This window comes from Streptomyces sp. NPDC047072, assembly GCF_040643855.1.
GTDB lineage: Bacteria > Actinomycetota > Actinomycetes > Streptomycetales > Streptomycetaceae > Streptomyces.
In genome coordinates this window covers 1-22621 of record NZ_JBEYVC010000170.1, presented here as the reverse complement: position 1 = coordinate 22621, position 22621 = coordinate 1, and the positions used below count along the sequence as shown (strand labels likewise).

The window sequence follows — 22621 nt, the reverse complement described above, 5'->3', positions numbered from 1 at the left end:
AGCTGCCCGGTCGACAGGCTGCGCCGGACCTGGGCTTTCGTCCGGTGCGGCGAGAGGGCGTGCCGGGCGTCGAACGGCAGACGGGACTTTCGCAACACGCCCTAGGGGCCTGCCCCGAGACCGCTCCGGACACAGAAAGGCGGCGGCCCCGTCGGAGGGGGTCGCCGCCTTTCCCTGTGCCCTGCTGGAGGGCTTAGCTGAAGGAGTCGCCGCAGGCGCAGGAGCCCGTCGCGTTGGGGTTGTCGATCGTGAAGCCCTGCTTCTCGATGGTGTCGACGAAGTCGATGGACGCGCCGCCGAGGTACGGGGCGCTCATGCGGTCGGTGACGACCTTGACGCCGTCGAAGTCCTTGACCACGTCGCCGTCGAGCGAGCGCTCGTCGAAGAAGAGCTGGTAGCGCAGGCCGGAGCAGCCGCCGGGCTGGACGGCGACGCGCAGGGCCAGGTCGTCGCGGCCTTCCTGGTCGAGCAGGGCCTTGACCTTCGACGCGGCGGCGTCGGACAGGATGATGCCGTCGGTGACGGTGCCGGTCTCGTCCGATACGGACATCTACATCTCTCCCGGGTTGTACGGAGACTGCTTGCCGACTGGTGCAACCGGCAAGGCCGCGGATTCATTCCGGGCCGGGCACCGGATTTTCCGGCGCCTTCTTCATGCTCGCACACGCGGTCGCCGTCGGAAAATGCCGCTTCGGGATTCACGTCACATCGACGCAATGACCATCGTCAAAGTGACGTGAACCGGGTTATGATAGATAACGTCAGTTCGACGAAAAGTAGAAAGGGTGCGTGTCGTGACCACCGCCCAGACCACGGAGTTCGACGTACAGCCGACTCCGCTCGCCCTGTTGCTGCTCGGCCGCGAGGCCGACCCGAAGAGCGAGCGGGGCGTCGAGTGCCCCGGCGACCTGCCTTCCCCGTCCGACCCCGACCTGGTCGAGCGCGCCCGCGCGGCCAAGGAGAAACTCGGCGAGAAGGTGTTCGTCCTCGGCCACCACTACCAGCGTGACGAGGTCATCCAGTTCGCCGACGTCACGGGCGACTCCTTCAAGCTGGCCCGGGACGCGGCCGCCCGCCCGGAGGCCGAGTACATCGTGTTCTGCGGTGTGCACTTCATGGCCGAGTCAGCGGACATCCTCACCTCCGACGACCAGAAGGTCGTCCTGCCCGACCTCGCCGCCGGCTGCTCGATGGCCGACATGGCGACGGCCGAGCAGGTCGCCGAGTGCTGGGACGTGCTGACCGACGCGGGTATAGCCGAGCAGGTCGTGCCGGTGTCGTACATGAACTCCTCGGCGGACATCAAGGCGTTCACGGGCAAGCACGGCGGCCTGATCTGCACCTCGTCCAACGCCGAGCGGGCCCTGAACTGGGCGTTCGAGCACGGCGAGAAGGTCCTCTTCCTGCCCGACCAGCACCTCGGCCGCAACACCGCCGTGCGCGACCTGGGCATGTCCCTGGAGGACTGCGTCGTCTACAACCCGCACAAGCCGAACGGCGGTCTGACCGCCGAGCAGCTGCGGGACGCGAAGATGATCCTGTGGCGCGGCCACTGCTCGGTGCACGGCCGCTTCTCGCTGGAGTCGGTCGAGGACGTCCGCGCCCGCATCCCCGGCGTGAACGTCCTGGTGCACCCCGAGTGCAAGCACGAGGTCGTGGCCGCGGCCGACTACGTCGGCTCGACGGAGTACATCATCAAGGCCCTGGAGGCGGCCCCGGCCGGCTCGAAGTGGGCCATCGGGACCGAGCTGAATCTCGTACGGCGACTCGCGAACCGTTTCGCCCCCGAGGGCAAGGAGATCGTCTTCCTCGACAAGACGGTCTGCTTCTGCTCGACCATGAACCGCATCGACCTGCCCCACCTGGTCTGGACCCTGGAGTCGCTGGCCGAGGGCAAGCTCGTCAACCGGATCGAGGTCGACAAGGAGACGGAGGCGTTCGCCAAGCTGGCGCTGGAGCGGATGCTGGCGCTGCCGTAGCCCCGTCGGGGCAGGCGCTCACCCCGGGTTCTGCCCGGGGTGGGCCGGGTCCAGGCTGAAGACCGTGCCGTCCGGGGTGTTCGCGACCACCGCGCCGCCGTAGAGCAGGACCGTGGACTTGCGCGTCTCGGCGCGCGAGAGCCGGTCGGCGTGGGCGCCCGTCTCCCAGAGCAGGGTGCCCTTGCGGGTGTCAAGGGCGGCGACCCGGCCGCTGGTGCCGGTCAGATAGAGGGTGTGGGTGGCGGGGTCGTAGGTGGGCGGGCCGGAGGCGTCGACGCCGGTCCGGGTCTGCCAGAGCTGTCGGCCGGTCAGCGGGGAGACCGCGGTGACCTGGCCGGTGACCCCGGTGATCCAGAGGGTGTCGTCGGCGAGGCGGACCGAACCGTCGTACGTCTGGGGCAGTTTCGTCGTGGTGGTGGCGCCGGTGTCCGGGTCGAGGAGCAGGATCTCGCCGAAGGTGAGCGCCTCGGGGCGGACGGGGCCGGGAGGGCTGGTGACCGCGAAGGCCAGCAGGCCGTCGACGGTGCCGAGCAGGCCGCTCCCGTTCGGGGTGGCCAGACGGCGGAGCACCGAACCGTCGGCCTTGTCCAGTTCCAGGAGGACGGCGTCCTTGGATTCCTGGTCCGGGAAGCAGTGCGCGTACAGACGGGAGTCCTCCGTCGCGAACTGGCAGTAGTCGTCGGCGGGCAGCTGAGTGGTCCAGTGGTCGGCGCCGGTGCGCGGGGAACGGGCCGTGACCAGGCGTCCGCTGATGTCGGGGGTCAGGATGAAGTCGCCGGACACCAGCCGTCCGACGGGCTGCCTGCCGAGGTCCCGGGCCCACAGCTGCTCGCCGGTCCGGGTGTCGAGGGCGACGATGCGGGCCTTCGTGGTCCCGTCGTCCGCGTAGACGTCGTGCTGGAGGAGCATCGCGTCGTCCCGCATCCCGAGAAGCTCGAAGTTGTCCCGCCCGGTGCCCGCGCCCCCGGCGGAGGTCGCCAGGGCGGAGCGCCACACGGTGGTGCCGGTACGGCCGTCCAGACGGACCGGGAGGATGTTGTTGCCCGCGCAGTAGACCGCGTTCTCGTACGTCTGGCAGGTGGCGTCGCCCGGGTGCTCGCTGTCCTTCGCCAGCGGGTTGACCTCGCCCGACCGGGCGGTCTCGAACAGCGTCGTCCGCCAGGGCTGCCAGCCGCCCGGCACCGCCGCCCAGCGGGAGTCCGCGGAGCGGGCCGGTGCCGCGGGCTGCGGGTCGCCGAACCCCGGTCCGAAGGTGAGGTACCAGAGCAGGCCCAGGGCCAGCACGCCCGCGCCGGCCGCGGTCGTCAGCACCGGGCGGCGGGCCCCACCGCGGGTGCCGTGCGCCCCCACGGAGCGACCGGCCCGTCCGCCCCGTGCCCGGCGCAGGTCCTTGGTGCTGCGCGTGACCACCTGGGGGTCGGCACCGCCGGAGGTCTCGCCCAGGGGCCACAGGACGTCCCCGCGGAGCGAGACGACGTCCGGTTCCACGAGCGGGGTCTCGGGCAGGGCGTCCGCGAACTGCTGGGCCAGTTCGTCGAGTTCGGGCCGGGCGGCGACCTCCTTGGTCAGACACCGTTCCAGGATCGCGCGCAGCGGCTGGGGCACGTCGTCCAGCACGGGCGCGTCGTGGACGACCCGGAAGGCGGTCAGATAGGGGCTGTCGGTGTCGAAGGGGCCGTGTCCGGTGGCGGAGAACACCAGCAGCGCGCCGAGCGAGAAGACGTCGGAGGCGGGGCCGACCTTGCGGGCGTCGGTGAACTGCTCCGGGGACATGAAGGGCGGGGTGCCGATCATCTGGCCGGTCTCGGTGAGGGTGTTGTGGTTCTCGACGGCGCGGGAGATGCCGAAGTCGATGACGCGGGGGCCGTCCTCGGCCATCAGGACGTTGGCGGGCTTGAGGTCGCGGTGTACGACTCCGGCGCGGTGGATGTCGCGGAGCGCCTCGACCAGCCCGAGTGCCAGCTGCCGCAGTTCGACGGGGCGCAGGGCACCCTGGGCGCGGATCCGGTCGGCGAGGGAGCGGCCCGGCACGTACTGGGTGGCCATCCAGGGACGGGACGCCTCCGGGTCGGCGTCCACGACGGGGGCGGTGAAGGCGCCGCTCACCTTGCGGACGGCCTCGATCTCCTGGCGGAAGCGGGAGCGGAAGACGGTGTCCTCGGCGTACTGGGCGTGCACGACCTTGACCGCGACCTCACGCCCGGACCTCGCCCGGCCCCGGTACACGATCCCCATGCCCCCGGAGCCGAGCCTGTCGACCAGCCGATACCCCCCGACCGACTTCGGGTCGTCCTTGTGCAACGGCACGCCCGAATCCCTTTCTGACGCATGGCAGTTCGAAGGAACAGCATAGGTAACGGGCGGGACGGAAGTGGCGGGAGCGCGTGCAGAGGTCCGCGGGGGCTCAGTCCGTCCGCGGGCGCACCAGGCCCGACTCGTAGGCGATCACCACGAGTTGGGCCCGGTCCCGGGCGCCGAGTTTCGACATCGCCCGGTTGACGTGGGTCTTCACGGTGAGCGGGCTGACCTCCAGGCGGTCGGCGATCTCGTCGTTGGAGTGGCCGCCGGCGACCTGGACCAGCACCTCGCGCTCGCGGACGGTGAGCGCGGCGAGGCGTTCGGAGCGGACGGGGTCATGGCCGTCGGCGCCCTCGCCCTGGGCGAGGAAGCGGGCGATCAGGCCCTTGGTCGCGGTCGGGGAGAGCAGCGCCTCGCCGCCCGCCGCGACCCTGATGGCGGCGAGGAGTTCGTCGGGCTCGCTGCCCTTGCCGAGGAAGCCGGAGGCGCCCGCGCGCAGGGACTCCACGACGTAGTCGTCGACCTCGAAGGTGGTCAGGATGACCACGCGGACGTGCGCGAGGGAGGGGTCGGCGCTGATCATGCGGGTGGCGGCGAGGCCGTCCGTGCCGGGCATCCGGATGTCCATGAGGACGACGTCGGCGCGCTCCTGCCGGGTCAGCCGGACCGCCTCGGCGCCGTCGGACGCCTCGCCGACGACCTCCATGTCCGGCTCCGAGTCGACGAGCACACGGAAGGCGCTGCGCAGCAGGGCCTGGTCGTCGGCGAGCAGGACACGGATCGTCATACGGGCTCCCCCGTGGCAGTGTTCGGGACGGTCATGAACGTGGTGGTCATCATCACCGTCATACGGTGTCGCCCGCGGCCTGGGTGCGGGTCCTGACCGGCAGGATCGCATGGACGCGGAAACCGCCGCCGTAGCGGGGACCGGTGGTGAGGGTGCCGCGCAGGGCGGTGACGCGCTCGCGCATGCCGAGCAGGCCGTGGCCGCCGCCGTGCTCCGGGTCGTCGTCCTTCCCAGCGCCGTCGTCGAGGACGGTGACCTCCACGTTCGGGCCCACCCGTACGACGCTGACCTCAGCCTTCGCGTCCGTGCCCGCGTGCTTCTGGACGTTGGTGAGGGCCTCCTGGATGACCCGGTAGGCGGCGAGGTCGACGGCGGCGGGCAGGGTGGTGCCGTGGTCGGCGCGGGCGACCTCGACCTGGAGGCCGGCGCTGCGGAAGGTGCCGACGAGTTCGTCGAGGCGGGCGAGGCCGGGGGCCGGTTCGGTGGGAGCCTCCGGGTCGCCGGACTGTCTCAGCAGGCCGACGGTGGCGCGGAGTTCGTTGAGGGCGGAGCGGCTGGCCTCGCGGACGTGTGCCAGGGCCTCCTTGGCCTGGTCGGGGCGCTTGTCCATGACGTGGGCCGCGACTCCGGCCTGGACGTTGACCAGGGCGATGTGGTGGGCGACGACGTCGTGCAGGTCGCGGGCGATGCGCAGGCGTTCCTCGGCGACCCGTCTGCGGGCCTCCTCCTCCCGGGTGCGTTCCGCCTTCTCGGCGCGCTCCCTGATGGCCTGGACGAAGGCGCGGCGACTGCGGACGGCGTCGCCGGCGGTGGCGCCGATGCCGGTCCAGGCGAAGATGCCGAGGTTCTCCTGGGCGTACCAGGGCAGCGGGCCGGCGAGCATCGCGGCGCCGGTCAGCACGGTCATGGTGAGCAGGCCGACGCGCCAGGTCGTGGGGCGGTCGGTGGTGGAGGCGACGGTGTAGAGGGCGATCACGGCGGACATCGCGACGGGCGCGCGGGGGTCGCCGGTGACGGACTCGATCACGGAGACGGTGCCGGTGAGGGCGAGGACCGTGCGGGGGGCTCGACGGCGCAGGACGAGGGCCGCGGCGCCGAGGGTCATGAGCATCAGGCTGAGGGGGGCCGGGGTGCGCAGGCTCCAGCTGACGTCGTGGTCGCTGTGGGGGTCCACGAAGGAGCCGGCGACCATGCAGAGGAGGACGCCGGCGGCGAGGGCTGCGTCGGCGGCCAGGGGGTGCGCCTTGAGCTGGTGCCGGGCGCGGTCGAGAGTGGTCACGTGTACGGTCCCGGGTGCTGCGTCGGTGGGGGTGCGCGTCCCTGGGGGCGACGCCCCCAGACCCCGCTCCGGCCCTGAAGGGGCCTCGTCCTCAAACGCCGGACGGGCTGAAAGGTGGACCGGCGTTCCAGAGGAGGCCGACCGTCCAGGAAGACCCACCGGTCCAACAGAACCCGCGGCCCGAGAACGACCCCTCGGCGCCAGGAACGTCGGTCGGCCCCAGGAGGATCCCGTCGGCCCGAAGAACGTCGGTCGGCCCCAGAAGCGTCCCGTCAGCCCGGGATCAAGCCGTCGTCGCTCAGCAAGTCCCTGACTTCCTCCAGGGTCGCGTCCTCCGACGGCAGGATCAGTTCCGAGGGTTCCAGGGAGTCGTCCGGGAGGGGGTCGCCGAGTTCGCGGACCTTCGCCAGGAGGGCCTGGAGGGTGCGGCGGAAGCCGGGGCCGTCGCCGGTCTCCATCTCCGCCAGGAGCTCGTCGTCCAGCTTGTTCAGTTCGGTGAGGTGGCCGTCGGCCAGTCTCACCTGCCCCTCCCCCATGATCCGTACGATCATGACGCCCTCCTCGGCGTGGGCCCTTAGCCCGTCACTGCTTGTCGAAGCGCGGGGTGTCCTGCGGTTGCTGCTGGGACTGCCCCGACTGGCCTGACTGACCGGTGCCGCCCTCGATCGCCTGCTGCGACGACGAGGAGCCTCCCGCCAGCTCCGCCTTCATGCGCTGGAGCTCCAGCTCTACATCCGTACCACCGGAGAGCCGGTCCAGCTCGGCCTGGATGTCGTCCTTGTGCATGCCGGACTGGTCGTCGAGGACCCCGGAGGCGAGGAGTTCGTCGATGGCGCCCGCGCGGGCCTGGAGCTGTGCCGTCTTGTCCTCGGCGCGCTGGATCGCCAGGCCCACGTCGCCCATCTCCTCGGAGATGCCGGAGAACGCCTCGCCGATCCGGGTCTGTGCCTGGGCCGCGGTGTAGGTGGCCTTGATTGTCTCCTTCTTCGTACGGAAGGCGTCCACCTTGGCCTGGAGACGCTGGGCCGCAAGGGTGAGCTTCTCCTCCTCGCCCTGCAGCGTCGCATGCTGCGTCTCGAGGTCCGTCACCTGCTGCTGGAGCGCGGCACGGCGGGACAGCGCCTCGCGGGCGAGGTCCTCACGGCCGAGCGCGAGCGCCTTGCGGCCCTGGTCCTCCAGCTTCGAGGACTGCGACTGCAGCTGGTTGAGCTGGAGCTCCAGGCGCTTGCGGGAGGTGGCCACGTCGGCCACGCCACGGCGCACCTTCTGGAGCAGCTCCAGCTGCTTCTGATACGAGTAATCGAGGGTTTCGCGCGGGTCCTCGGCCCGGTCAAGGGCCTTGTTCGCCTTCGCGCGGAAGATCATCCCCATACGCTTCATGACACCGCTCATGGGCTTCGCGCGCCCCCTTCTGACGGACTCCAGCTCCAGCTCTGCGACAGAACCCACAGTACGGGCCCTGTCTCCATTGACGCACTGTTCGGGGACGGATGGGCTCATCCCCGAGGACGACTGACGAAGACCTTGCTCCAGCGTAGGGAGTAGGTGACCTTCAGGGTGACCGGCGTGAGCAACCGGTCACCTGACGTCCCCTCTGTCCCCCTACATGACGACTGGCGTTGCCGGATCGTTCCCCACCGGACTGGGGTCCATGCCGCCGTACCCCGTACCCTTGGGTTTTGTGTTCCGTAGCCGTGCCACCAAGGACGAGAAGGCCGCCGTCGCCGACAAGGCGCAGCTGACCGACTCCAAGCAGCCCCGCGACCCGCAGGCCCCCAAGGGTCGCCCCACGCCCAAGCGCAGTGAGGCCCAGTCCCAGCGCCGCAGCGTCGCGAGTACGCCGACGACGCGCAAGGACGCCGCCAAGCGCCAGCGCGAGGAGCGCCGCCAGGCGCTCGACCGGCAGCGCCAGGCGCTGGCCGGCGGCGACGAGCGCTACCTCCCGGCGCGGGACAAGGGCCCGGTCCGCAAGTTCGCCCGCGACTTCATCGACGCGCGGTTCAACGTCGCGGAGTTCTTCCTGCCGATGGCCGTGGTCATCCTCGTGCTGAGCATGGTGCGGGTGGGCGCGCTGCAGAGCATCGCGCTGCTGCTGTGGCTCGTCGTGATCGTCCTCATCGTGCTGGACTCGTTCCTCACCGTCTTCCGGCTGCGCAAGCGGCTCGCCGAGCGCTTCCCCGACCAGTCCCGCAAGGGCGCGGTCGCCTACGCCCTGATGCGCTCCCTCCAGATGCGTCGCCTCCGGCTGCCGAAGCCGCAGGTCAAGCGCGGAGAGCGGCCCTGAGTACGACGTCTTTCTCCGGGGGCGCGGCCGATGCCTGGCTGGACAGGCTGGGTGGGCTGCGGAACGTCGTACGACAGGAGCTGGTGGCCCGGCAGCTCGACGAGCAGATAGTCGGGCGGTACCCGGTCGGGCAGCGGCTGAGGGTGCTCGACGTCGGCATGGGCCAGGGCACGCAGGCGCTGCGGCTGGCCCGGGCCGGGCACCAGGTGACCGGTGTGGAGCAGGACCCGCGGATGATCGCGGCGGCCCGTGAGGCGCTCGCCGCGGAGCCGGAGGGGATCCAGGAGCGGGTGCGGCTCGTCCAGAGCGACGGGCGGGACACCGGGGTGCACTTCCTGCCCGGCAGCTTCGACGTGGTGCTGTGCCACGGCGTGCTCATGTACGTCGAGGAGCCCGATCCGCTGCTGGCGGGGCTCGCGCGGATGCTCGCGCCCGGCGGCCTGCTCTCGCTGCTCGTGCGCAACGGCGACGCGCTGGCCATGCGGCCGGGGCTCGCCGGGGACTGGGCCGGCGCTCTCGCCGCCTTCGACTCGACCTGCTACCGCAACCGGCTCGGCCTCGACGTCCGCGCGGACCGGCTGAGCACGCTCACCGCGACGCTCGCCGGGATCGGGGCGCCGCTGCACGCCTGGTACGGCGTGCGGGTGTTCACGGACCTGGCGGCCGACGAGGCGGACATCCCGGCCGACGTGGAGACGCTGCTGGCCTGCGAGGAGCAGGCGGGGCGGACGGATCCGTACCGGGGGGTCGCGGCGCTGCTGCATCTGTGCGGGGTGCGGGGCTGACCCCGTTCGTCAGTGGCGGTGCCGGTGGGCGAGGGCTCCGTGGGGCCCCCGCCCGGGCCGGTCACGCTTCCTCTGCCGCCTTCAGGCTCATCGGGCCGTAGATCTCGGTGGCGTCCTCGAACAGGCGGACCTGGTGGGCGCCGCCGGCGAGCAGGTCCTTCCAGTACTCACCGAGCCATGACTCGGCGTCGCCCTGGGTGGTGAACTCCTCCGGCTCCACGGCGGGCTGGGTCTCCGCGCCGTCGGCCTTCTCGAATCGCCAGGTCCATGTCGCCATGTGAGCCTCCCGTGTTTGATCCGTTACGAAGAGCACCCTATGTGGTGTCGCCGGTTGTCTGCGGGCCGGTGGGGGCTTGTCGCGCAGTTCCCCGCGCCCCTAAGAGCCTCCTGTGCGCGCAAGATCAATAGGCACCGGCGAGAATCGTTACGTGGAACTCACTCTGCTCGGTACTGGTGCTCCCGCCGGACTCCCCCGCCCCGGCTGCTCCTGCGCCGCCTGTGCGACCGCCCTCGGGGCGGATGCCCGGGCCGCCACCTCCGTACTCGTCGACGAGACGTTGCTGGTCGATCTCACGCCCGGTGCCGCCTTCGCCGCCGCTCGGGCGGGGCATTCACTGGCCGGGGTACGACAGGTGTTGTTGTCGCATCCGCATAACGGGCCCGCCGTCGAGGTGCCCGCCGGGGTGCCGCAGCCGGGGCGGGTGCCGGACGGGCGGGAGTTGGCGCTGCTGACGGGGCATCGGGTGCGGGCCGTGGCGATGGACGCGCCGGGCACGGGGTACGCGGTGACCGGGCCGGACGGACAGCGGGTGCTGTATCTGCCGCCGGGGGGCGCGCCGGCCGGGCTGGAGGACGGGGCCGTCGAGTCGTACGACATGGTGCTCGCCGATGTCGTGGGGCGGCCGGACGCGCTGGCCCGGCTCCGGGCGGTGGGGGCCGTCGGGCCGACGACGGACGTCATCGCCGTACACCTCGATCACGACGTGCCCCCGGGTGCCGAGCTGCGGCGGCGGCTGGCGGCGGCCGGGGCGCGGGCGGTGGCGGACGGGACGACGCTGGCCGTCGGGGTCTACGAGGACGTACCGGACGTGCCGCGGCGGACGCTGGTGCTGGGCGGGGCCCGGTCGGGGAAGTCGGTGGAGGCGGAGCGGCGGCTTGAGGCGTTCCCGGACGTGCTGTACGTGGCGACCGGGGGGTCGCGCGGCGGGGACACCGAGTGGGCGGCGCGGGTGGCGGCACACCGGGAGCGGCGGCCGGGGTCCTGGCGTACGACGGAGACCTGCGACCTGGTGCCGCTGCTGAAGGACGAGGGGGCGCCGCTGCTCGTCGACTGTCTGTCGCTGTGGCTGACGGACGCGATGGACGCGGTGGGGGCGTGGGACGACGCGGAGTGGGCGGACGGCGGGGAGCGGGAACTGCGGGCGCGGGTACGGGAGTTGACGGACGCGGTACGCAACACCCGGCGGGTGGTGGTCGCCGTCTCGAACGAGGTCGGTTCGGGCATCGTCCCGGCCACGGCGTCCGGCCGCCGCTACCGCGACGAACTGGGCCGCCTGAACGCCGCGTTCGCCGCCGAGTGCGAGCAGGTGCTGATGGTGGTGGCGGGCCAGGCGCTGGTCCTACGGGGCTGAGGGCGCCGGCGGCACGGCGGCCGGCGGCGCCAGGGGCACAGTGGGCGGGGTGGCCGGGGGCGGCGGGAACGAGGGCATCGGGGGGTAGGGGGGCGTAGGCCGCGGGGGGCCGGGGAACGGGACGGCCGCGGGCTGCGCGGCGAGAACCTCCGGCTCCGCGGTTCGGGCACCCTCGGTCCCGTCCGGCTTGCGGACGATCACCCGGTACGTCTTCGCCCAGCGGGTGCCGCTCAGGAGGAGGGCGAGGGCGTGGTCGAGGGTTCTCGTGGCCGGGTGGAGACGTGCCGCCGCCTTCGGGGGGAGGTGACGGGTCAGCGGGGTCGTCAACCGGTCGGGGACATGGGCCGATCGGCGGGTCGTCCTGACGATCTCGCAGCCCTGGGCGGCCAGTTGGGGCCGGGGGTCCTCCTCGGTCTCCAGGAGGAGGTGGCCGCCGGGGCGCAGGAGCGTGAGCGCGGCCCGGAGGTCGGCGGGGAGCGGCCGCCCGCCCAGGAGGCTGACGACGTCGTAGCGGGCGCGCAGGCGGGTGGTGACCTGGGAGTCCGTCAGACGGCCCAGGTGGGCCTCGTCGACGCGTTCCGCGGCCAGCGCGTCCAGCACCCGGGTCGTGGTGTCCAGGCCGTCGAAGGCCGTGTACGGGAAGACCTCCTTGGCGGCCTCCGGGAAGCGCGCGGCGCCGGTGCCGACGTCCAGCCAGCTCTCCGGCTCGGGACACGGCAGCATCGCGCGGGCGGTGGAGCGCAGACGCCGTACGGAAGGGGTGGCGGAGGCGGACATGGGCGGCTCCCGAGCGCGGGCGACATTCCACAGCAAAACGGAACGTATGGGATCGCGATCTTGGGTGCAACGACGTCATGGCCCTGTGGCGCCCCCGTGTTCGATCAGGGCCGGTACTGTTCGGCGAATGAGCTCGCTTAATCTCGACGACTTCTCCGATCTGATCGAGCGCCCCGACGGCGGGGTGCGCCGCGACGCCGAGGCGCGCCGGGAGCGTCAGATCGTGCCGCCCGGCTCCCTGGGCCGCCTCGACGACCTGGGTGAGTGGCTGGCCGCGGCCCAGGCGTCCGTGCCGGTACGGCCGGTGGAACGGCCGCGGGTGGTGCTGTTCGCCGGTGACCACGGGGTCGCCGAGCTGGGTGTCTCGGGTCGGGCCGCGGGCACCGCCGCGGAGCTGGTGCGGGAGGTCCTGGAGGGCGGCCGGCCGGTGTCGGTGCTGGCCCGTCGGCTGGGCGTGCCGGTGCGGGTCGTCGACATGGCGCTGGACTGCGACCCGGACGCGCTGCCGGAGGACGTCGTACGGCATCGGGTACGGCGGGGCAGCGGCCGTATCGACGTCGAGGACGCGCTGACCCTGGAGGAGGCCGAGGCGGCGTTCCGGGCCGGGGTCGCCGTCGCCGACGAGGAGGCGGACTCCGGCACCGACCTCGTGGTGGTCGGCGATGTGAGCGTGGGCGGGACCACGGCGGCGGGTGTGCTGGTCGCGGCGTTGTGCGGGACCGACGCGTCGGTGGTGACCGGGCGGGGCGGGACCGCGATCGACGACCTCGCGTGGATGCGCAAGTGCGCGGCGATCCGGGACGCGCTGCGGCGGGCGCGGCCGGTGCTCGGGGACCAGTTGCAGTTGCTGGCGACGGTCGGCGGGGCCGATCTCGCGGCGATCACCGGGTTCCTGTTGCAGGCGGCGGTGCGGAAGCTGCCGGTCGTGCTCGACGGGGTGGTCGTGTCGGCGTGCGCGCTGGTGGGGCAGCGGATCGCCTTCCGGGCGCCCGACTGGTGGCTGGCGGGGCAGGCGAGCGGGGAGCCGGGCCAGACGAAGGCGCTGGACCGGATGGCGCTGGAGCCGCTGCTGGATCACGGCGTGACGGTCGGCGAGGGGGCGGGGGCGCTGCTGGCGCTGCCGCTGGTACAGGCCGCGGCGGCGCTGGCCGCGGAACTCCCCGAGAAGCCGGCCGTGGAGGTACCGGAGGAACCGGAGAAGGAGGAGCCGGGCGCGGAGGGGTCCGGCACCGAGGGGTCCGGCACGGAGGGGTCCGGCACGGAGGAGTAGGGGGTTCGGCCGGTCGGGCACCGCCGGGATCCGCCGCCGTGGCTGACCACCGCCGCAGCGGCAAAGGAGGGCAAGATCTCCCGATATGGGAGATGCCCGAGTTGTACCCGGTGTCCGGTCCACCCCCACGTCCCGCCGTGCCGCCGGTTTCGCCGTCTGGTACCTGCGGGTTGTCGCGTTCGTCAACTTTCTCAGTGCCGTGTGGGTGTCGCTGGGGCAGGACGTGCGGCGGCACAACCAGGAGGACTACTTCACGCCGTATCTGCTGACGGCCGGGTTCGCGTCCGGGGTGTTCACCGCGTTCCTGGCCATCACCATGCGGCGCCGCAAACGGGCCGCGTGGATCCTGAACCTCGTGCTGTCCGGCGCCTTCCTCGCCCTGTTCGTGCTGGCGATGGCGTTCCCGGAGATCCGCCGGTACGCACAGAACTGGATCTCGCTCGCCCTGACCGCCGCGTTCGTGGCCGCGCTGCTGGCCGGCCGCCGGGAGTTCTACGCGAAGGGCGACCGCTCCAACCCGAGGCTCGCCGCCGCCGTAGGGGTCGGCGGCCTGCTCGCGTCCTCGCTGCTCGCCGCGCTCCTGGTGACCGTCACCAACCAGGCGCACGGCGCCTCCACCTTCCTCGACCGCTGGCGCTACGGCACCCTGCGCCTGGTCTCCGTCGCCGCCGACGACTCCGGGTACACGGCCATCTCGACGCCCAACTGGGTCGACGTCGTCATCAACGTGCTCAGCACCCTCCTGGTCCTCGCCGTCTTCTACGCCGCCTTCCGCTCCCGGCGCGCGGTCGACCCGCTCACCGCGGACGACGAACGGCGCCTGCGGGAACTGCTGGACAGGCACGGCGAGCGCGACTCGCTCGGGTACTTCGCGCTGCGCCGCGAGAAGAGCGTCATCTGGTCGCCGACCGCGAAGGCGGCCGTCACCTACCGGGTCGTCGGCGGGGTCTCACTCGCGTCCGGCGACCCGATCGGCGACCCGGAGGCCTGGCCCGGCGCGATCGAACCGTGGCTCGCGGAGGCCCGGGCGCACGGCTGGCTGCCCGCGGTGATGGGCGCGAGCGAGGAGGCCGGGACCCTGTACGCGCGGCATGGCCTGGACGCGCTGGAGCTGGGCGACGAGGCGCTCGTCGAGGTCGCCGAGTTCACTCTGGAGGGACGCGCCATGCGGACCGTCCGGCAGGCCTACAACCGGGTCAAACGGGCCGGGTACACCGTGCGGGTACGGCGGCACGAGGACATCCCGGAAGAGGAGACGGCGGCCCTCGTACGGCGTGCCGACGACTGGCGGGACGGGGCCACCGAGCGTGGGTTCAGCATGGCGCTGGGACGGCTCGGGGACCCGGCGGACGGACGCTGCGTGATGCTGGAGTGCACCGACGCCGACGGAGAGCTGAAAGCCCTGCTCTCCTTCGTGCCGTGGGGGCCGCACGGGCTCTCCCTCGACCTCATGCGGCGGGACCGGGACGCCGACAACGGGCTGATGGAGTTCATGGTGATCGAACTCCTCCAGCGCGCCCACGAGATCCATATCACCCAGGTCTCACTCAACTTCGCGATGTTCCGATCGGTCTTCGAACGTGGAGCACGACTCGGTGCCGGACCGGTGCTGCGGCTGTGGCGTTCCCTGCTCAGCTTCTTCTCGCGCTGGTGGCAGATCGAGTCGCTGTACCGGGCCAACGCCAAGTACCGGCCCATCTGGGAGCCGCGGTTCCTGCTCTTCGAGAAGAGCGCGGACCTGCCGCGCATCGGGATCTCCTCGGCGCGCGCGGAGGGGTTCCTGGAGGTTCCGGGACTGCCGAGGTGGCTGCGCCGTCGGAGGCATTTGGAGACATATCGATGAACACACTCGTCCGCTGGGCCCGCAGGGAGTGGGGACCGCTCTACGCCACCGTGCGCGAGCCCCTGCTCGGGAAGCGGTGGCGGGCGGCCCCTCTGGCCCTCGGGTCCGTGTGCCTGACCCTCGCCCTGCACCTCGTGCACAACCAGTCGTGGGGGTACGACTTCGTCCAGGACGTGGGTGCCGTCCGGGCCGCCGACCCCCTGTGGCTCGCCCTGCTGCGCACCCCCCTCTCCCTGTTCGTGCCGGCCCTGGACCTGCCGGTGTGGGGCGCGCTCGTGCAGATCCTGGTGGTGTTCGGGATCGCCGAGATCTGCCTGGGCCGGTGGCGGACGCTCGCGGTGGCGTACGCGGCCACGCTCGCTGGCACGCTGTACGCGCGCGTGGGCATCTGGCTGGGCCCACACCACCCGCTCGGCCTGCCCGCGGCGGACGCGCACGTGGTGGACACCGGCCCGTCGGCGGCCGTGGTCGGCCTCGCCGTCTTCGTGGGGTGGCGCTACGGCGCCCGGGTCACCGCCGGTGCCGTGGTCGCGGCGATGGTGGTGGAGGTGCTGGTCAAGGAGAACCTCGCCGGCCGCGAACACCTCGCGGCGATCGCGGCGGTGCTGGCGCTGTGCTGGGTGTCCCGGGTACGTCACGGGGCGGCGCCCGGGAGGCGGGGGTCGGCGTCCGTGCGCCCGGGGTCAGCGGCGGGGCGTCGGGGGTCGGCGTCAGCCAGCCCGGGGCCAGCGTCAGCCAGCCCGGGATCCACATCGGGGCGTCCGGGATCGGCGTCAGCCAGCCCGGGGCCAGCGTCACCCGGCCCCGGATCCACATCGGGGCGTCCGGGATCGGTGCCAGCTGGTCCAGGGTCAACGTCAGCCGGCCCCGGATCCACATCGGGGCGTCCGGGATCGGCATCGGCAGGTCCGGGGTCAACGTCAGCCGGCCCGGGATCCGCATCGCTGCGTCAGCGGCCCGCGTCGGCCGGGTCGGGCTTGCCGCCGATCAGGTCCTGGAATCTGCGGCGCGGTCCCGACCAGCGCCGGTCGCGACGGTAGGCACGCAGGGCGGCGCGGGCACGCGCGCGTGGACGGCTGCGGTAGAAGCGCCGGGCCCACGGGGAGCCGGGACGGGCCAGCCGGACGAGCCCGATCAGCCCGACCAGCGGGACGATCACGCTGAAGATCGCCATCCGGGTCTTGCCCTTGCTGAGGACGGCCAGCGCGAAGAGGAAGTTGACCAGCACGGTCGTGATGACCCCTCCCCGGTCCTGGGCCTCGCCCTGCGTCACGTCGTTGACGCCGAACGGCGCGAAGCCCGCGAGCACGAGTCCGACGAGGGCCGCGGTCAGGACGACGACCTCCACACTCTTGCGCCCCTCCTCGCTCCAGTAGACGTCGTCCAGGTGCAGGATCAGCGCGAACTCGTCCAGGACCAGGCCCGCGCCGATACCGAAGACGACCGCGCAGACGGCCGCGCCGAAGCCGTGCCGGCCGCTGGCGACCGCGCCGAACCCGCCGACCACGCTCAGCACGACACCGGGCACCACGTGGTGGATGTGCACTCCGCCCGAGCTGATGTTGCCGAAGGGGCCCTTGCCCGCCCGGATGAGGCGGGTGATGACCCGGGTGATCAGGAAGGTCAGCACGAACGCGGTCAGGGCGAGGAGCAGCGGCAGCTTGCCGGGTTCGACGATGTTGCGCTCCAGCCAGTGGCCCATGGGGCCAGTCTCGGGGCGGGCGGGAGGTGCTGCCCGGCGGCCGGGGCGTCCGGGCTACCCTGCGGGCGTGTCCACGACCCCACCGCCCTCGCCCTCACGTCTCGACGGTCTCCGCTTCGCCTTCGGCACGCTCTCCGTGCTGCCGGTCGAGGTGAGCCGGTGGGACCGGGAGACGGCGCGGGGCGGGATGCTGAGCGCTCCGCTGGTGGGGGTGGTGATCGGGGGGTGCGCCGGTCTGGCGGGGCTCCTGCTGCTGGTCCTGGGTGCGTCGCCGCTGCTGGCGGCCGTCGGCACGGTCGCCGTGCCCGCCGTGATGACACGCGGGCTGCATCTCGACGGGCTCGCGGACACCGCGGACGGGCTGGGCAGCGGGAAGCCTCCGGCGGACGCACTGCGGATCATGAAGCAGTCGGACATCGGGCCGTTCGGGGTGCTCTCCGTTGTCTTCGTGTTGTTCGCCCAGGTGGCCGCGGTGGCGCAGTTGTACGGGGAGTCGTGGGGGCGGGGAGTGGTCGCGGCGGTGGTCTCGGCCACGGCTGCCCGGACCGCGTTGACCTCGGCCGCGCGGGAGGGAGTGCCGCCTGCTCGGCCGGAGGGGCTGGGGGCGGCGGTCGCGAGGGTGGTGCCGGTCCGGTGGGCCCTGGGGGTGGCGGGCGCCGTGGCGTTGGGTGCGGGTGGGTCGGGGGCGCTCTTCTCGTCGTACGACGTTGTCCGGTCCGTGGTCGCTGTTGTCGTGGCGTTGCTCGCCGCCGAACGGCTTCTTCAGCACTGTGTGCGGCGGTTCGGCGGGGTGACCGGGGATGTGTTCGGGGGGCTGGCGGAGACGGCGGGGACCGCGACCCTCGTCGTCCTGACGTTCAGCTTCTGACGGCGGCACGCCCCCGCAGGGGCGCGGGGAACTGCGCGACCAGCCCCCACCGGCCCGCAGTCAGCAAGCCTCCCGCCACACCCCCAACTCGTACTTCTTCAGCATCGAACTCAGCTTCAGCTTGCGGGACTCCGCGCAGAAGCGTTTCGTCGGGAGTTCGTACTCGACGTGGAAGACCGCCTTGTCCGCCTTGATGAACGGCGTGTTGTCCCCGCACTCGTCGTACTGCGCGCACTGCTCGTTGACCGCGAAGTCGAAGTCCTTGACCAGTTGGGGGATCTGGTCGAGGTCGTTCTTCAAGCCCACCGCCATACCCCTGTCGTGGGCCAGCTTCGCTATCAGGCGGTTGTAGCGGAGCTGGTCCGCCGCCGTCAGCTTGAACCCCGTGCGGTTCTTGTAGCCGTCCATGTTGTCCGGCTCCACCGCGTCGAAGCCCTTCTTGCGGCACATGTCGAAGCGGGCCGCCATCAGCGGCTCCAGGACGTCGGTCCGGCGGATGTCGAGCCAGCTCTCGCCCTCCCAGCCGTTGCTGCGGCCGATCACCGACTTGGGGAACTTGTCGGCGTCGGGGCGCCAGTCCTCGTACGCGCCGGTGGAGAGGTAGCAGATGACCTTGCGGTCCTTCTTGTGCAGCGTGTCCACCACGGACCCCGGCTGGTCGAAGCCGTCGATGTCGTACACCGGCACGTCGACGGAGGTGTCGATGCGCCCCGTGAGCTGCCACTGCCAGGCGACGCCCGGGCGCGGCTGCCAGCGCGCGTCGCCCGTGTCGTCCCCGGAGGACCCGGCTTCGGTTCCGCACCCCGTCACCAGGAGCAGCAGGGCGGCGAGCAACAAGGGGCGTTTCAACGGACGGGCTCCCAGCAGGAATCGGTGTGGACGGGCGTGGTGGTGGGCCGCCCACGGCAATGATCGAAGGCTGCCCCAAGCGTAGGCTCGTCACGGGTGGTCGCCGACAGGGGTGAAGGCCCCGATCGGGACCCGCGCTCGGACGAACTTCCGGACGAGTCATAGGGTCGGCCGTCGGGCCCGGTCGACCCACCCGCTCGACCACACAACGACACATGGGAAGCGAGATTTCACCACCGTGACTGCTCTCACACTCAGCACCGCCGCGGCGCCCGGCCTGCGGGCCGACGCGCTCGTGATCGGTGTCGCCAAGGGCGACAAGGGCCCGGTCGTCGCACCGGGCGCCGAGGCCGTGGACAAGGCCTACGACGGCCGGCTGGCCGGTGTCCTGGAAACCCTCGGTGCCTCGGGTGCCGAGGGCGAGGTGACGAAGCTGCCCGCGCCCGCCGGCTTCAAGACGCCGCTCGTGGTGGCGGTGGGCCTGGGCGCGGTGCCCGACAAGGACACCGCGTACGACGCCGAGGCGCTGCGCAGGGCCGCCGGCGTGGCCGCCCGCGCCCTGACCGGGGTGAAGAAGGCCGCGTTCGCGCTGCCGCTGACCGGGGCCGCCTGTGTCGGCGCGGTGGGCGAGGGCGTGCTGCTCGGCGCGTACTCCTTCGACACGTACAAGGAGAACGGCTCTTCGGCGAGCGGCTCCAAGGCGAAGAACGGCAAGGCGCCGCTCGCCGAGGCCGCGCTGCTCGGCGCCAAGCCGCGCGACGCCGCGCACAAGGCCGCCGTCGCGCGGGCCACCGCGGTCGCCGAGGAGCTCAACCGCGCCCGCGACCTCATCAACACCCCGCCGAACGACCTCGACCCCGAGGCCTTCGCCGCGATCGCCTCGGCGGCGGCCAAGGACCACGGCATCAAGGTGCAGGTGCTCGACGTGAAGGCCTTGGAGAAGGGCGGCTACGGCGGCATCCTCGGCGTCGGCGCGGGGTCGGCGTCGGGGCCGCGGCTCGTGAAGCTGTCGTACACCTCCTCCAAGGCGAAGAAGCACCTCGCGCTGGTCGGCAAGGGGATCACGTACGACTCGGGCGGTATCTCGCTGAAACCGGCGGGCCACAACGAGACGATGAAGTGCGACATGAGCGGGGCGGCCGCCGTCTTCGCCGCGGTCGTCGCGGCCGCGCGGCTGGGCCTCGAAGTGAACGTCACCGGGTGGCTGGCGCTCGCCGAGAACATGCCGTCGGGCTCCGCCACGCGTCCGGGTGACGTGCTGCGGATGTACAGCGGCAAGACGGTGGAGGTGCTCAACACCGACGCCGAGGGCCGGCTGGTCCTGGCGGACGCGCTGTGGGCGGCGTCGGCGGAGAAGCCGGACGCGATCGTGGACGTGGCGACGCTGACCGGCGCGATGATGCTGGCGCTCGGCAGCCGGACCTTCGGGATCATGGCCAACGACGACGCGTTCCGTACGGCGGTGTACGAGGCCGCGTCCGAGGTGGGCGAGCCGTCGTGGCCGATGCCGCTGCCGGAGCACCTGCGCAAGGGGATGGACTCCCCGACCGCCGACATCGCGAACATGGGTGAGCGGATGGGTGGCGGCCTGGTCGCCGGGCTCTTCCTGCGGGAGTTCGTGGGTGAGGGGATCACCTGGGCGCACCTGGACATCGCGGGCCCGGCCTTCAACGAGGGTGGGCCGTTCGGGTACACGCCGAAGGGCGGCACCGGTACGGCCGTACGGACGCTGGTGCGGCTGGCCGAACTGACGGCCTCGGGCGACCTGGGCTGAACCCGCTCCGGGTGAAGAGGTGAGTGAGGGGGCTCCGCGCGCGGGTAGGGCGGAGCCCCCTCTTCACATGTGAGCGTGTGGTGTCTCACACCCCGGCCCGGCGTCTCGTTCGGTGCTGACAAGTGCGAAGATGGGCCTCGGCAGGACAGGGCCCCCACCACAGGGCCGAAGAAAGAGCGGCCGGACACCAGCCGCCGCGCGGTCACTGCAGACCGGCGTACGGCGCACATGCATGGAGGACGTGACGTGGCGAACGACGCCAGCACCGTTTTCGACCTAGTGATCCTCGGCGGTGGTAGTGGCGGGTACGCCGCGGCCCTGCGCGGGGCCCAGCTGGGCCTGGACGTCGCCCTGATCGAGAAGGACAAGGTCGGCGGCACCTGCCTGCACCGAGGGTGCATCCCCACCAAGGCCCTGCTGCACGCGGGCGAGATCGCCGACCAGGCCCGCGAGAGCGAGCAGTTCGGCGTCAAGACCACCTTCGAGGGCATCGACATCGCCGGGGTCCACAAGTACAAGGACGGCGTGATCGCCGGTCTGTACAAGGGGCTCCAGGGGCTCGTCGCCTCCCGCAAGGTGACGTACATCGAGGGTGAGGGCCGGCTGTCCTCCCCCACCTCCGTCGACGTCAACGGCCAGCGCGTCCAGGGCCGCCATGTCCTCCTCGCGACCGGCTCCGTGCCGAAGTCGCTGCCGGGCCTGGAGATCGACGGCAACCGCATCATCTCCTCGGACCACGCCCTCGTCCTGGACCGGGTGCCGAAGTCCGCGATCGTCCTCGGTGGCGGTGTCATCGGCGTCGAGTTCGCCTCCGCCTGGAAGTCCTTCGGGACCGACATCACCATCGTCGAGGGCCTCAAGCACCTCGCCCCGCTCGAGGACGAGAACTCCTCCAAGCTTCTTGAGCGCGCGTTCCGCAAGCGCGGCATCAAGTTCAACCTGGGCACGTTCTTCTCGAAGGCCGAGTACACCGCCGACGGCGTCAAGGTCACCCTCGCCGACGGCAAGGAGTTCGAGGCCGAGCTCCTGCTCGTCGCCGTCGGCCGCGGCCCGGTCTCCGCCGGTCTCGGCTACGAGGAGCAGGGCGTCGCGATGGACCGCGGCTACGTCCTCGTCGACGAGTACATGCGCACCAACGTGCCCACCATCTCCGCCGTCGGTGACCTCGTCCCGACCCTCCAGCTCGCGCACGTCGGCTTCGCCGAGGGCATCCTGGTGGCGGAGCGTCTGGCCGGCCTCAAGGCCGTCCCGATCGACTACGACGGTGTCCCCCGCGTGACCTACTGCCACCCGGAGGTCGCCTCCGTCGGCATCACCGAGGCCAAGGCCAAGGAGATCTACGGTGCGGACAAGGTCGTCGCTCTGAAGTACAACCTGGCGGGCAACGGCAGGAGCAAGATCCTGAACACCGCGGGTGAGATCAAGCTCGTCCAGGTGAAGGACGGTGCCGTGGTCGGCGTCCACATGGTCGGCGACCGGATGGGCGAGCAGGTCGGCGAGGCCCAGCTGATCTACAACTGGGAGGCGCTGCCGGCCGAGGTCGCCCAGCTCATCCACGCCCACCCGACGCAGAGCGAGGCGCTCGGCGAGGCCCATCTGGCCCTGGCCGGCAAGCCGCTGCACGCGCACGACTGACCCTCGGTCGAACCCCCCGCGAAGCGACTCAGCGTCTCCGCGACGACACAGACTTCCGCAATTCGTAAGGAGCAACCGAAACCATGGCGGTTTCCGTAACCCTTCCGGCGCTCGGCGAGAGCGTCACCGAGGGCACCGTCACCCGCTGGCTGAAGGCCGAGGGTGAGCGTGTAGAGGCCGACGAGCCGCTGCTCGAGGTCTCGACCGACAAGGTCGACACCGAGATCCCCTCCCCCGTGTCCGGCGTCCTGTCCTCCATCAAGGTCGCCGAGGACGAGACCGTCGAGGTCGGCGCCGAGCTGGCCGTGATCGACGACGGCACCGGCGCCCCGGCCGCCGCCCCGGCCCCCGCGGCCGAGCAGGTCGCCGAGCCCGCCCCCGAGCCGGCCGCGGCCGCGCCGTCCACCGAGCAGGCCGCCCCGGCGCCCGCTCCCACCGCCGAGGCCGCCACCGGCGGCGGTTCCGCCCAGGGCACGGACGTCGTCCTGCCCGCGCTGGGCGAGTCCGTCACCGAGGGCACCGTGACCCGCTGGCTGAAGGAGGTCGGCGAGGAGGTCGCGGAGGACGAACCGCTGCTCGAGGTCTCCACGGACAAGGTCGACACCGAGATCCCGGCGCCGGTCGCCGGTGTCCTGCTGGAGATCGTGGTCGGCGAGGACGAGACCGCGGAGGTCGGCGCCAAGCTGGCCGTCATCGGCGCCCCGGGCGCGGCTCCGGCCGCCGCTCCGGCTCCCGCCGCCCCGGCCCCGGCTCCCGCCGCCGCCGCCCCGCTGACGAGCCCCTCGACGACGTTCTCGAAGCCGAGGAAGCGGGCCACGAACTCGTCCGCCGGCCGCTGCCAGACCTCAAGTGGCGTACCG

Annotated in this window: 20 protein-coding genes and 1 pseudogene; 11 read left to right on the top strand and 10 right to left on the bottom strand. The window is 72.1% G+C overall.

The annotated features are described in order from the left end of the window. Positions 1 to 193: 193 nt before the first annotated feature. Complete coding sequence (locus ABZ896_RS42650) at positions 194 to 550, bottom strand: iron-sulfur cluster assembly accessory protein (RefSeq protein ID WP_360941190.1); 357 nt, start codon at positions 548 to 550, stop codon at positions 194 to 196. Positions 551 to 794: 244 nt separating this feature from the next. Between ABZ896_RS42650 and nadA the strand changes: the two genes are divergently transcribed. Continuing rightward, on the top strand, positions 795 to 1979 hold the full coding sequence (nadA, locus tag ABZ896_RS42645; RefSeq protein ID WP_360941187.1) for a quinolinate synthase NadA: 1185 nt from the start codon (positions 795 to 797) through the stop codon (positions 1977 to 1979). Between the two features lie 18 nt (positions 1980 to 1997). Here nadA and ABZ896_RS42640 read toward each other — a convergent pair whose 3' ends face one another. The 5 genes from ABZ896_RS42640 to ABZ896_RS42620 all read right to left on the bottom strand — a co-directional run bounded on the left by ABZ896_RS42640 (position 1998) and on the right by ABZ896_RS42620 (position 7714). After that, positions 1998 to 4286, bottom strand: a complete 2289-nt coding sequence (locus tag ABZ896_RS42640; RefSeq protein ID WP_360941184.1) for a PQQ-binding-like beta-propeller repeat protein — start codon at positions 4284 to 4286, stop codon at positions 1998 to 2000. Positions 4287 to 4383: 97 nt separating this feature from the next. After that, complete coding sequence (locus ABZ896_RS42635; RefSeq protein WP_360941181.1) at positions 4384 to 5064, bottom strand: response regulator transcription factor; 681 nt, start codon at positions 5062 to 5064, stop codon at positions 4384 to 4386. A 58-nt stretch (positions 5065 to 5122) separates the two neighbouring features. Beyond that, positions 5123 to 6343 (bottom strand): histidine kinase, encoded by a 1221-nt coding sequence (locus ABZ896_RS42630; protein WP_360941178.1) that lies wholly within the window; start codon positions 6341 to 6343, stop codon positions 5123 to 5125. 272 nt (positions 6344 to 6615) lie between these two features. After that, entirely contained in the window at positions 6616 to 6894 is a 279-nt protein-coding gene (locus ABZ896_RS42625; RefSeq protein ID WP_360941175.1) for a hypothetical protein, read from the bottom strand. A gap of 31 nt (positions 6895 to 6925) precedes the next feature. After that, entirely contained in the window at positions 6926 to 7714 is a 789-nt protein-coding gene (locus tag ABZ896_RS42620; protein ID WP_360941193.1) for a PspA/IM30 family protein, read from the bottom strand. Positions 7715 to 7994: 280 nt separating this feature from the next. Between ABZ896_RS42620 and ABZ896_RS42615 the strand changes: the two genes are divergently transcribed. Beyond that, positions 7995 to 8627: a DUF3043 domain-containing protein gene (locus ABZ896_RS42615; RefSeq protein ID WP_360941172.1), complete on the top strand. Its 633-nt coding sequence runs from the start codon at positions 7995 to 7997 to the stop codon at positions 8625 to 8627. 83 nt (positions 8628 to 8710) lie between these two features. After that, on the top strand, positions 8711 to 9412 hold the full coding sequence (locus ABZ896_RS42610; protein WP_360941169.1) for a methyltransferase domain-containing protein: 702 nt from the start codon (positions 8711 to 8713) through the stop codon (positions 9410 to 9412). Positions 9413 to 9473: 61 nt separating this feature from the next. Here ABZ896_RS42610 and ABZ896_RS42605 read toward each other — a convergent pair whose 3' ends face one another. Then, entirely contained in the window at positions 9474 to 9689 is a 216-nt protein-coding gene (locus tag ABZ896_RS42605) for a hypothetical protein (protein ID WP_360941166.1), read from the bottom strand. A 151-nt stretch (positions 9690 to 9840) separates the two neighbouring features. Here ABZ896_RS42605 and ABZ896_RS42600 point away from each other — a divergent pair, with 151 nt between their 5' ends. Continuing rightward, complete coding sequence (locus tag ABZ896_RS42600; protein ID WP_360941163.1) at positions 9841 to 11043, top strand: bifunctional adenosylcobinamide kinase/adenosylcobinamide-phosphate guanylyltransferase; 1203 nt, start codon at positions 9841 to 9843, stop codon at positions 11041 to 11043. Here the strand turns inward: ABZ896_RS42600 and ABZ896_RS42595 are convergent. Continuing rightward, positions 11032 to 11820 carry a class I SAM-dependent methyltransferase gene (locus tag ABZ896_RS42595; RefSeq protein ID WP_360941160.1) on the bottom strand — a complete coding sequence of 263 codons (789 nt, stop codon included), beginning with the start codon at positions 11818 to 11820 and terminating at the stop codon, positions 11032 to 11034. The genes ABZ896_RS42600 and ABZ896_RS42595 overlap by 12 nt on opposite strands. A gap of 127 nt (positions 11821 to 11947) precedes the next feature. Here ABZ896_RS42595 and cobT point away from each other — a divergent pair, with 127 nt between their 5' ends. From cobT to ABZ896_RS42580, 3 genes and pseudogenes are all read left to right on the top strand, one after another. Beyond that, positions 11948 to 13090 (top strand): nicotinate-nucleotide--dimethylbenzimidazole phosphoribosyltransferase, encoded by a 1143-nt coding sequence (gene cobT / locus ABZ896_RS42590; RefSeq protein WP_360941157.1) that lies wholly within the window; start codon positions 11948 to 11950, stop codon positions 13088 to 13090. A gap of 85 nt (positions 13091 to 13175) precedes the next feature. Beyond that, positions 13176 to 14933, top strand: a complete 1758-nt coding sequence (locus ABZ896_RS42585) for a phosphatidylglycerol lysyltransferase domain-containing protein (RefSeq protein ID WP_360941154.1) — start codon at positions 13176 to 13178, stop codon at positions 14931 to 14933. Next, positions 14930 to 15571: pseudogene (locus ABZ896_RS42580) on the top strand (hypothetical protein); the annotation flags it as partial. The gene ABZ896_RS42585 and the pseudogene ABZ896_RS42580, both read left to right, overlap by 4 nt. Before the next feature lie 311 nt (positions 15572 to 15882). On the opposite strand, the gene ABZ896_RS42575 reads toward ABZ896_RS42580, so the two are convergent. After that, positions 15883 to 16635, bottom strand: a complete 753-nt coding sequence (locus ABZ896_RS42575; RefSeq protein WP_360941151.1) for a hypothetical protein — start codon at positions 16633 to 16635, stop codon at positions 15883 to 15885. A gap of 67 nt (positions 16636 to 16702) precedes the next feature. Here ABZ896_RS42575 and ABZ896_RS42570 point away from each other — a divergent pair, with 67 nt between their 5' ends. Beyond that, positions 16703 to 17503: an adenosylcobinamide-GDP ribazoletransferase gene (locus ABZ896_RS42570; RefSeq protein WP_360941148.1), complete on the top strand. Its 801-nt coding sequence runs from the start codon at positions 16703 to 16705 to the stop codon at positions 17501 to 17503. A gap of 60 nt (positions 17504 to 17563) precedes the next feature. Here ABZ896_RS42570 and ABZ896_RS42565 read toward each other — a convergent pair whose 3' ends face one another. Further along, positions 17564 to 18352 carry an endo alpha-1,4 polygalactosaminidase gene (locus ABZ896_RS42565; RefSeq protein WP_360941145.1) on the bottom strand — a complete coding sequence of 263 codons (789 nt, stop codon included), beginning with the start codon at positions 18350 to 18352 and terminating at the stop codon, positions 17564 to 17566. A gap of 238 nt (positions 18353 to 18590) precedes the next feature. Between ABZ896_RS42565 and ABZ896_RS42560 the strand changes: the two genes are divergently transcribed. The 3 genes from ABZ896_RS42560 to ABZ896_RS42550 form a co-directional block, all read left to right on the top strand. Further along, positions 18591 to 20126: a leucyl aminopeptidase gene (locus ABZ896_RS42560; protein WP_360941142.1), complete on the top strand. Its 1536-nt coding sequence runs from the start codon at positions 18591 to 18593 to the stop codon at positions 20124 to 20126. Between the two features lie 246 nt (positions 20127 to 20372). Continuing rightward, on the top strand, positions 20373 to 21761 hold the full coding sequence (lpdA, locus tag ABZ896_RS42555; RefSeq protein WP_360941139.1) for a dihydrolipoyl dehydrogenase: 1389 nt from the start codon (positions 20373 to 20375) through the stop codon (positions 21759 to 21761). A gap of 83 nt (positions 21762 to 21844) precedes the next feature. Then, positions 21845 to 22621 (top strand): biotin/lipoyl-containing protein (locus tag ABZ896_RS42550; RefSeq protein ID WP_360941136.1); only part of this gene is annotated, 777 nt, incomplete at its 3' end.